Below are 9,890 nucleotides of genomic sequence, written 5' to 3' on the forward strand. Positions count from 1 at the left end.
AAGGCTGCTCCTACACAGTACGCGACGGGGTGGGGCTAGACTTTCACCGGCGCGACGGCCAGTTCCACCTGCTCGCTCTTCTTGATCACCGCATACACCACGGCCGTCAGCAAGCTGCCGGCGACGATCGCTAGCAGGTACAGCAACGCATGGTTGATGGCATTGGGGATCAGCAGCACGAACAGGCCACCGTGCGGCGCCATCAGCTTGCAGCCGAAGTACATCGACAGTGCACCGGTCAAGGCCCCCCCAGCGACACTCGCCGGGATCACCCGTAGCGGGTCCTTGGCGGCAAACGGGATGGCACCTTCAGAGATGAAGCACAGCCCCAGTGCCAACGCGGCCTTGCCCGCCTCGCGCTCACTCTGGGCGAACTTGCGCCGGGCGAGGAAGCTGGCAATGCCCAGGCCGATGGGCGGCACCATGCCAGCGGCCATGGTCGCCGCCATGGGGGCATAGCTCGATGAGGCCAGCAGGCCCACCGAGAAGGCGTAGGCGGCCTTGTTGATCGGGCCGCCCAGGTCGACGCACATCATACCGCCGAGTACCAACCCCAGCAGGATGGCATTGGTGGTGCCCATGCTGTCGAGGAACTGCGTCAGCCCTTCGAGCATGGCCGCCACCGGCTGGCCAACCACGTAGATCATCACCAGGCCCGTGAACAAGCTGGCCAACAGCGGAATGATCAGGATCGGCTTGAGCGCCTCCAGGCTGCTCGGCAAGCGTGCCCAGCGGGCAATGGCCTTGGCGCTGTAGCCGGCGAGAAAGCCGGCGATGATGCCGCCGATGAAGCCCGCGCCCAGGGTGCTGGCCAGCAACCCACCAATCATGCCGGGCGCCAGGCCTGGGCGGTCGGCGATCGACCAGGCGATGTAGCCGGCCAACAGCGGCACCATCAGTTTGAACGCTGCCTCGCCGCCAATCTGCATCAACGCTGCCGGCAAGGTGCCCGGCTCTTTGTAAGCCTCGATGCCGAACACGAACGACAAGGCGATCAGCAGGCCACCCGCCACCACCATCGGCAGCATGAACGACACCCCGGTGAGCAGGTGCTTGTACACGCCGGTCTTTTCACCCTTGCCGGAAGCGGAGGCCGCCGCGGCATCTGCAGCGTTCTCGACCTTGCCTTCAGCCCGGGCCTTGTCCAGGGTGGCGCGTGCCTGCTTGAGGGCGATGCCGGTGCCGCAGCGGTAAATGCGCTTGCCGGCAAACCGTGCGGTGGGGACTTCGATGTCGGCGGCCAGCAGCACCACGTCGGCTTCGGCGATGGCTTGGCCGGACAGCGGGTTGCGTGCCCCCACCGAGCCCTGGGTCTCCACGGTGAGTTGATAGCCCTGCTGCTGCGCGGCCTGCTGCAAGGCTTCGGCAGCCATGAACGTGTGCGCGACGCCGGTCGGGCACGCCGTGACCGCGACAATCCGCACGCCAGCGCCACTCAACGCTGCCGGGCTGTCGGGCGTATCCACCAACAACTGGGCGTTGGCCGCCGCCTCGTCGAGGAACCCCTCACGGTCGGCCAGGGCCTGGGACGGTGTGCTCTGGTACACGCGCTTGCCGACGAAGCGGGCCAGGTCGATTGGCCCGGTGCTGACTACCAGTACCCAATCGGCCTCGGCGAGCTGGGCTGCCGTCAGTTGCCGCTCGGGGTGCTCGGCGTCCTGCACCTCGACACGGGTGCTCCAGCCACGGCGCTGCGCAGCTGCCGCCAGCAAGCGCGCGCTCAGCACACTGGACACCTGGCCGTTGGGGCAGGCGGTGACAATGGCAATGTTCATCGGCAACCCTCTTGTTGTTCTGTCAGTTGCACGCCGGCTTCAAGGCGTGCCAGTTGCTCGCGGTCACGTATGCCAAAGCCGACCTGGGTCACGGCCTGGGCGGCAATGGCGGTAGCGCGGCTCAAGGTCTGCGCGGGTGCATCGCCACGCAACAGGCCATCGACCATGCCAGCCACCAGCGAATCCCCCGCCCCCACGGTGCTGGCCACCCGCACCGTGGGCGGCTGGGCATGCAGGGCGAGGTCGCGGGCGAACCAACTGACGCCGTGCTCGCCGGCCGACACCACCACATGCTCGATACCGCTGGCCAGCAGCCGCTCGGCAGCCGCGCGTTGCTGCGCTGGGGTTTGTACGGCCAGGCCTAGCACCTCGCCCAATTCCTCGGTGTTGGGCTTGACCAGCCAAGGCGCGCTTTGCAGGCCGACGCGCAAGGCTTCGCCGCTGCTGTCGAGGGCGACCTTGAGGCCTTGGGATTTAAGTTGATCGAGCAACTGGCGGAACCATTCGAGGCTGATACCCCGTGGCAGGCTGCCGGCCACCACTACCGCGTCATGCCCTGGCGCGATCTGTTCCAGCTGCCGCAGCAACGCGGTACGGGCGGCTTCATCGACTTCTGGCCCCTGGCCGTTGATATCGGTCACGCGACCGTCAGCTTCGACCAGCTTGATGTTGCTGCGCGTTTCGCCTGGCACGCGGACAAAACAGTCGGCAAAACCACGCCAGGCGATCAAGGCCTCGAACGGCTGCAGGTTGTCCTGCCCAAGAAAGCCGCCCACGGTGACGCTGTGGCCAAGGTCGGCCAAGACCTGGGCAACGTTCAGCCCTTTGCCCGCCGCATCGCTGTGCTGGGCCTGGCTGCGGTTGACGTGCCCCGGGCGCAAGGTATCGAGGCTGATGGTGATGTCCAGCGCCGGGTTCAGGGTAAGGGTGAGGATCTTGGCCATCAGTAACGCTCCACCAGCGCGCGAACCGCCGCGGCGCTGTCTTGTTGCAAGGCTTCGCGCGCCAGGGCGCGGGCCGTTTGGTGATCGGCCTGGCGAACCAGGGCTTTGACTTCGGCAATGCTGCGGGCGGCGACGCTCAACTCGTCAACATCCAGGCCAAGCAGCACAGCCACCGCCTGCGGGTCGGCGGCCAGCTCACCGCACACGCCCACCCACTTGCCTTCGGCATGGGCAGCGCGCACGGTCATGTCGATCAGGCTCAATACGGCCGGGTGCAGGCCGTCGGCCTGGGCCGACAGGCTCGGGTGGCCACGGTCGATGGCCAGGGTGTATTGGGTCAGGTCGTTGGTGCCGATGCTGAAGAAGTCCACTTCGCGGGCCAACTGCGGCGCCAGCAGGGCTGCCGAGGGCACTTCGACCATGATCCCCAGTTGCAGGTCGGCCACGGGGATTTCCAAACGCAGGCGCTCGACCATGGCCCGCGCTTCACGCCATTCGTGCACCTGGCCGACCATCGGGAACATGATCCGCAGCGGGCGCTGGTCAGCGGCGCGCAGCAAGGCGCGCAACTGGTCTTCCATGACCTGCGGGCGCTGCAAGGTCAAACGCACGCCGCGCACGCCGAGAAAAGGGTTGTCTTCGGCAGCGATCGGCCAGTACGGCAGCGGCTTGTCGCCGCCGACATCCAGGGTGCGCACCACCAGGGGCCGGCCACCCAGGCCATCGAGCACGCGGCGGTACTCGGCCTCTTGGGTAGCGACGTCGGGGGCCTGGGGGTGGGCCATGAAGATCAGTTCGGTGCGCAGCAGCCCGACGCCTTCCGCGCCCTGCTCCACCACCTTGTCGATACCGCTGCTCTCACCGATGTTGGCGAAAACCTCGACGGCATGGCCATCGCGGGTGACTGCCGGCTCATGGCGATGGGCCCAGGCTGCCTGCAAGCGCTGTTCGCGCTGGTCGCGCTCGGCCAGGGCACGCTGCAGCTCGGCGGCCGCCGGCGCAACACTGACCACACCGCGTTGCCCATCGAGCAGCAATGGCGTGCCGGCCTCGAGCAGCAGAATCGACGCACCGGCGCCGACCACTGCCGGGATGCCCAGGGCGCGGGCGACAATGGCGCTGTGGGCCGTCGCGCCGCCTTGGGCGGTGACGATACCGGCGACCCGGCTCGGGTCCAGCCTGGCCACATCGGAAGGGCCGACCTCGGTCATCACCAGCACATAGGGCTGTTCGGGCTCGACCTGCGCCTGCACGCCGCACAACTGGGCCAGCACGCGCCGGCCGATGTCGCGCAGGTCAGCGGCCCGTTCGGCGAGCAAGGCGTCATGCAGCGACTCTTGCTGCCGGGCAGCTGCCTCGATCACGGCCATCCACGCCGCCGGGGCGCTTTCGCCCTGGGCCAGGCGCTGCTCGACATCGTCGGCCAACGCCGGGTCGGCGAGCATCTCTTGGTGGGTGACGAAGATCTCGCCGATGGCCTTGTCGCTGCGCTGTACCAAGTTGTGCAGCTCGCTGTTCACCGTTGCCAAGGCCTTGCGCAGCTTGGCCCGTTCCTGGGCGAGGGATTCGCCGCGCAGGGGGTAATCAATGTCGCGCTCGACGCAGACGTGCGCCGGGCCACTGGCAATCCCAGGCGCCGCGCCCACACCCTGGATCCGGCTGCCTGCGGCGGGTGCCTGAAGCACTTCGAGTGGCAGGCTGGCTAGCGGTGCGGAGCTTTGTGGCAGCGGCTCGACGTCCTCGCCCAAGCCCGCTTCGATGGCCGCCAGCAGCGCTGGCAAGGCATCGGCGGCGATGGCCGGTTCGGCAATCAGTTCCAGCTCCTGGCCACGGCGGGCGCCGAGGCTTAGCAGCTTGCTAAGGCTCTTGACCGACACCGCTGGCTGCGCGCTGTCGGTCAGCCGCACACGGATTTCGCCCTCGAAGCCTTTGGCCAGTTGCGCCAGCACCTTGGCCGGGCGGGCATGCAAACCATGGGGGTTGGCCAACACGATGCGCGCGCTGGGCCAATCCGCCGGCGCCTCACCGCCCAGCACCTGCAGCACCGCACGGCTGCTGGTAGCCTGGTAGAGCATCTGCCCGCGCCCTTCGATCAGCACTTCGCACAAGCGCTCGAGCAAAGCCTGATGAGCGGCGCCGAGGCTGGCCAGGCAGAACAGGCCGTTGAGCGGTTGATCGCGATAGCGCAGCGGTTGCTGCGGGGTGATGAACGACAGGCCCGGCTGACGCACCTGGCGCTCGCTGTGCAGCCACCACAGGCCCTCGCCCAGTGGCAAAGGCTCGGCCTGCTGCAGCACGGCGGCAAAGCCATTTTCGACGCAACCGGCGCGCTGCAGCAGGCGCGCACCACGCCAGGCCAGCTCGTCGAAATCTTCGGCCGGCAGGTTCAAGCCAACCAGCTGCGCATCCAACGCCAACGCCTGTGGCGCGCCTTGCAACAGTTTGAGCAAGGCGTCGGCAGAGCTGGCCCGGCGCAGCGCCTCAGCCAGGTCGGTCTCGCCCAGCGCACGGGTCAGCAATTGCAGCAGGCGCAGGTGTTCATCGGAACGGGCGGCGATGCCGATAGCCAGGTAGACCCTTTGGCCATCGCCCCAGTCCACCCCTTCGGGGAACTGCAGCAAGCGCACACCGGTGGTGTGGACCAGGTCGCGGGTCTGCGGCGTGCCATGCGGGATGGCAATGCCCTGCCCGAGGAAGGTCGAGCCTTGCGCCTCGCGGGCCTGCAGGCCCGCAAGGTAGCCCTCGGCGACCAGGCCGTCGGCCACCAGCTGATCTGCCAGCAGGCGCAAGGCCTCGGCCTTGTCCGCGGCCTTCTGGCCCATGGCTATTTGCCCTGTGGCGAGCTCGAGCATGCCCTTCTCCTTTTGCAGTACCCAGGTGGGGTACTGAGGTATTGTTGTCGAAAATGGCCAGTTGAACAGCCTTGCGCAGATGGCAGCCGAGGCAGAAAATTTGGCAGCTGAAACGATTAATCTGACCAGGCGGCCACGTTACTCGATAATCTCCCGAGGAAAAAGCCCCATCCTGTCGGACAATTGCGACAATGGTCGTCTGCGCGCGAGCGCAGCTCCGGGTCAAACTATCCGGTCTGGCCTCGCAGCCAGCCCCGGTAATAACAAGGAAAATTCGGTGAAACTCAGCGATATCGCCCGTCTGGCCGGTGTGTCCGTGACCACTGCCAGCTACGTCATCAATGGCAAGGCCGAACAGCAGCGCATCAGCAGCAGCACTGTCGAGCGCGTGCGCGCAGTGGTCGAGGCCCATGGCTTCACGCCCAACCCGCAAGCCGCCGGCCTGCGCAGCCGGCATACCCGCACATTGGGCTTCATTCTCCCGGATCTGGAGAACCCCAGCTACGCCCGCATCGCCAAGCAGCTCGAGCAAGGCGCCCGGGCCCGTGGCTATCAGCTGCTGATTGCCAGCAGCGATGACCAGCCGGACAGCGAGCGCCAACTGCAGCAACTGTTCCGCGCCCGTCGTTGCGATGCCCTGTTCGTCGCCAGCTGCTTGCCTGTGGAAGACGACAGCTACCGTGAGCTGCAAGACAAGGGCCTGCCGGTGATCGCCATCGACCGTCGCCTGGACCCCGCACACTTCTGCTCGGTGATCAGCGATGATCGCGACGCCAGCCGTCAGCTGGCCGCCAGCCTGCTCAGCGCAGCCCCGCGCAGCATCGCCCTGATTGGCGCCCGCCCGGAGCTTTCGGTCAGCCAGGCTCGTGCCGGCGGCTTCGACGAAGCCCTGCAAGGCTATGCAGGTGAGGTGCGCCGTTATCAGGGTGAGGCGTTCAGCCGTGAATGCGGTCAGCGCCTGATGCAGCAACTGATCGACGAACAGGGTGGCCTGCCGGATGCCCTGGTAACCACCTCCTACGTGCTGCTGCAGGGCGTGTTCGACACCTTGCAGGCGCGCCCCGCCGACTCGCGCCAGCTGCAGTTGGGCACCTTCGGTGACAACCAGTTGCTCGACTTCCTGCCGCTTCCGGTCAACGCCATGGCCCAACAGCACGGGCTGATCGCCGCCACTGCGCTAGAGCTGGCCCTGGCAGCTATCGAGGAGGAGCGTTACGAGCCCGGCGTGCACGCCATCGGTCGAACCTTCAAGCAACGTATCCCAGCGGCCTGAACATGCGCCTGATCGACACCCACACCCACCTGGACTTCCCCGACTTCGACGCCGACCGCTCGCGCCTGCTGGCCAATGCGGCGGCGCGCGGGGTGGAACGCATGGTGGTGCTGGGGGTGTATCAGGCGAATTTCCAGCGGGTGTGGGACCTGGCCTGCGCCGACACGCGTGTGGCTGCTGCCCTGGGCTTGCATCCGGTTTACCTGGGCCAGCATCGCCCAGAACACCTTGCCCAGCTGCGCGACTGGCTGGAGCGCCTGCGCGGCGACCCGCGCCTGTGCGCCGTGGGTGAGTTCGGGTTGGATTACTACCTGGAAGCATTGGACAAGGATCGCCAGCAGGCACTGTTCGAAGCACAACTGCAAATGGCCTGCGATTTCGAGCTGCCGGCCTTGCTGCATGTGCGCCGCAGCCATGCCCAGGTGATCGCCACGCTCAAGCGCTACAAGCCGGCCCGGGCTGGGGTCATCCATGCCTTTGCAGGCAGCTATGAAGAGGCGCGCGAGTACATCAAGCTCGGTTTCCGCCTGGGGCTTGGCGGGGCGGCTACCTGGCCGCAGGCAGTGCGCTTGCGCAAGACCCTTGCCCGGCTGCCGCTGGAAAGCGTAGTGCTGGAGACCGACGCGCCAGACATGGCCCCGGTGATGTACCCCGGGCAGCGTAATAGCCCGGAACACCTGCCGGAGATTGCCGCAGCGCTGGCTGAGGTGATTGGCATAGAGGTGGACGTGTTGGCTGACGCCAGCAGCAAGAATGCCTGTGAGTTATTTGGCTGGTAGCTGACTGCGGTGGCCTGCCCCGGCGCTATTCAGCTGTAGGAGCAGCCTTGCGCTGCGAAGAGGCCATTACCGCCACAGCCTCTTTACAGCCAAACCGGCCTCTTCGCAGCACAAGGCTGCTCCTACAGAGATAGCCTCATTAAACCCTGAACGCCCCAATCAACCGTTTCAACTCCACCACCTGAGCAGACATTGCCCGGCTAGCCTCCTCGGTCTGGCAGGCTCCTTGGGTGGTGTCCTGCGCGGCGCTGTTGATCGCCACGATGTTCTGGTCGATGTCATGCGCCACGGCGGTCTGCTGCTCCACGGCAGCGGCAATCTGCTGGTTCTGCTCGACGATACTGCCCACCGCACCCAAAATATTGCCCAACGCCTGCTGCACCTGGCGCGTTTCATCGACGGTGCCAGCGGCCATCTGGTGGCTGCTGCCCATGGCGCTGACCGCCGCTGCGACCCCCTCCTGCAAGCGCTGAATCATCTGTGCGATCTCTGCAGTCGAGTCCTGGGTGCGCCTGGCCAATGTGCGCACTTCATCGGCGACCACCGCGAAGCCTCGGCCTTGCTCCCCGGCGCGCGCTGCCTCGATCGCGGCGTTGAGTGCCAGCAGGTTGGTCTGCTCGGCAATGCTGCGGATCACTTCAAGCACCCGCCCGATTGCCTGGCTGTCACTGGCTAGCTGATTGATGGCCACCACGCTCTGGTCGATCTCGGCAGCCAGCCGGTCGATGCTGCCTTGCTGGCGTTGCACCAGGCCGCGGCCACTGGCGCTTTCATGGTTGACCTGCTGCGCACCATCGGCCGCCAGCGCCGCGCTGCGTGCGACCTCCTGGGCAGTGGCGCTCATCTGGTTCATGGCCGTGGCCACTTGCTCGATCTGCTCACGCTGGCCACTGACCGCCTGGTTGCTCCGCACTGACACCGCCAACACTTGGCTGGCCTGTTCTTCGACGGCCACCACGGTGCGGCCAACCTGGTCGATCAGGCCACGGATACGCTGCACGGTGTCGCTAAAACCTTGCCCCAGCTCGCCCAACTCGTCGCGGCTGCGGGCCTGGAAGCTAACCGTCATGTCGCCGTCGGCGACCTTGCCCATCGCCTTGCCGAGCTGGCGCAGGGTCGCCCGGGTCGAGACGTAGAACCCGCTGTACAGGTACACAATCAGCGCGAACACACCGGCCAGCACCGCCACCAGGCCGATCATGCGCCATTGTTGCTCGCCCAGCCGGTTCTGCAGTTGGCCCTGCAGGTGCATGAGAATGGCCTCGTTGAGGCGGTAGGTGTGCCCCATCAGCTCATGGGTTTGCTGATAGAACTCAGGCCAGGGCGCGTCCAAAGTCTCGGCCACCACCACCTGCGTTTCGAATAACGCGGCGGCCTGCCTGACCGTCGCCTGGCTGGCCTGGGCGCTGCTGGCCAGGGCCGCTTTGGCCGCGGGGTCACTGCCCAGGGCGTCCTCCAAACGCAGTGCGTAGTCGGTGGCCAGGCGCTCGAGGCGCTGCAGCAAATCTTCGAAGCGCGCGCTGCCGGACGAATCCATGAAGCCACGCCCAAGGGCAATGGCCCCCATCGCCTGCCCGTCCGCCAGGGCCTGGGTGACCTGCGCCGTCGCCACACCAAGCAGGTCGTTCAGTTGCCGCACCGAGGTTTGGCTGTCCTGGCTCAGGCCAGATTGGCTGGCCACCAGGCGGGTCAGCACCTGGGCCTGGGCGAGCAAGGCGTCGAACAACGCCGTTTTGTTCTGCAGCGAGGACTCTTCGCGGGCGCGGGCAAAGGCATCGGCCAAGTCCTCGCGCTTGGCTTCCAGCTGCGGGTCGTCGCTATGCAGTGCCTGGAGATGCTCCTGCACGTTGCCCTGCAACGCAGCAATACGGGATTCGACATCACCGGCCTGGCCCGACTGGCCGATCACGGCATTGATCTGCAGGAGGCTGCCCAGGGCTTCGAAGCCTGCGCGCAGGGCCAGGCTTTCGCGCAGGGGGGCGATGCCCTGCAGCTCGGCGCGGGTGGCCTGAAACTGCTGGTATGCATCGCGTACCAGGTAACCGCTGATGACCAGCATGGGCAGGAAAAACAGGACGCTGACAACGCTGAACTTCTGACCGAAGCTCAGCCGGTTCATCAGTGCGATGGCCGGATAAAGCAGACGCTTCACGGGGCACCTCCTTGGATTCTTATTGTTCTACGGGGTAGCACAGTGCCACGTGTATACCGCAGATCGAATCGGAGGTTTGTAACTTATGGTTAAGCCCCGGTAGGAGCAGCCTTGT

6 protein-coding genes and 1 pseudogene are annotated in these 9,890 nt (G+C 66.3%); 2 read left to right on the plus strand and 5 right to left on the minus strand.

The window, feature by feature from the left end:
* Window positions 1–35 precede the first annotated feature (35 nt).
* From MFF34_RS13050 to ptsP, 3 genes are read right to left on the minus strand one after another with little or no spacing between them, the layout of a single operon-like run.
* Window positions 36–1,775, minus strand: a complete 1,740-nt coding sequence (locus tag MFF34_RS13050; RefSeq protein ID WP_238214464.1) for a PTS fructose-like transporter subunit IIB — start codon at window positions 1,773–1,775, stop codon at window positions 36–38.
* Window positions 1,772–2,719: a 1-phosphofructokinase gene (gene pfkB, locus MFF34_RS13055; RefSeq protein ID WP_238214465.1), complete on the minus strand. Its 948-nt coding sequence runs from the start codon at window positions 2,717–2,719 to the stop codon at window positions 1,772–1,774. The genes MFF34_RS13050 and pfkB overlap by 4 nt, the downstream gene beginning before the upstream one ends.
* A complete protein-coding gene (gene ptsP / locus MFF34_RS13060) occupies window positions 2,719–5,571 on the minus strand; it encodes a phosphoenolpyruvate--protein phosphotransferase (protein ID WP_238214467.1) in 2,853 nt (950 codons plus the stop codon). Before ptsP ends, pfkB begins: the two co-directional genes overlap by 1 nt.
* Before the next feature lie 277 nt (window positions 5,572–5,848).
* Here ptsP and cra point away from each other — a divergent pair, with 277 nt between their 5' ends.
* Window positions 5,849–6,844, plus strand: a complete 996-nt coding sequence (gene cra, locus MFF34_RS13065) for a catabolite repressor/activator (RefSeq protein ID WP_027594423.1) — start codon at window positions 5,849–5,851, stop codon at window positions 6,842–6,844.
* Between the two features lie 2 nt (window positions 6,845–6,846).
* The gene (locus MFF34_RS13070; protein ID WP_186681767.1) at window positions 6,847–7,623 is read left to right on the plus strand and encodes a TatD family hydrolase; all 777 of its coding nucleotides are present in this window, start codon (window positions 6,847–6,849) and stop codon (window positions 7,621–7,623) included.
* A 139-nt stretch (window positions 7,624–7,762) separates the two neighbouring features.
* Here the strand turns inward: MFF34_RS13070 and MFF34_RS28290 are convergent, their stop codons facing one another.
* Together MFF34_RS28290 and MFF34_RS28295 are read right to left on the minus strand one after the other, a co-directional pair.
* On the minus strand, window positions 7,763–8,476 hold the full coding sequence (locus tag MFF34_RS28290; protein WP_374707397.1) for a methyl-accepting chemotaxis protein: 714 nt from the start codon (window positions 8,474–8,476) through the stop codon (window positions 7,763–7,765).
* Between the two features lie 144 nt (window positions 8,477–8,620).
* A pseudogene (locus tag MFF34_RS28295) lies at window positions 8,621–9,742 on the minus strand (HAMP domain-containing protein); the annotation flags it as partial.
* Window positions 9,743–9,890 lie beyond the last annotated feature (148 nt).

It is taken from the genome of Pseudomonas sp. PAGU 2196, assembly GCF_022179005.1.
Classification (GTDB): Bacteria; Pseudomonadota; Gammaproteobacteria; order Pseudomonadales; family Pseudomonadaceae; genus Aquipseudomonas; species Aquipseudomonas kermanshahensis.

Bases quoted from the DNA above. Each gene is read 5' to 3' on its own strand.
- ptsP (WP_238214467.1), bottom strand. From the start codon at position 5,571: ATGCTCGAGCTCGCCACAGGGCAAATAGCCATGGGCCAGAAGGCCGCG.
- pfkB (WP_238214465.1), bottom strand. From the start codon at position 2,719: ATGGCCAAGATCCTCACCCTTACCCTGAACCCGGCGCTGGACATCACC.
- MFF34_RS28290 (WP_374707397.1), bottom strand. From the start codon at position 8,476: ATGAACCAGATGAGCGCCACTGCCCAGGAGGTCGCACGCAGCGCGGCG.
- MFF34_RS13070 (WP_186681767.1), top strand. From the start codon at position 6,847: ATGCGCCTGATCGACACCCACACCCACCTGGACTTCCCCGACTTCGAC.
- MFF34_RS13050 (WP_238214464.1), bottom strand. From the start codon at position 1,775: ATGAACATTGCCATTGTCACCGCCTGCCCCAACGGCCAGGTGTCCAGT.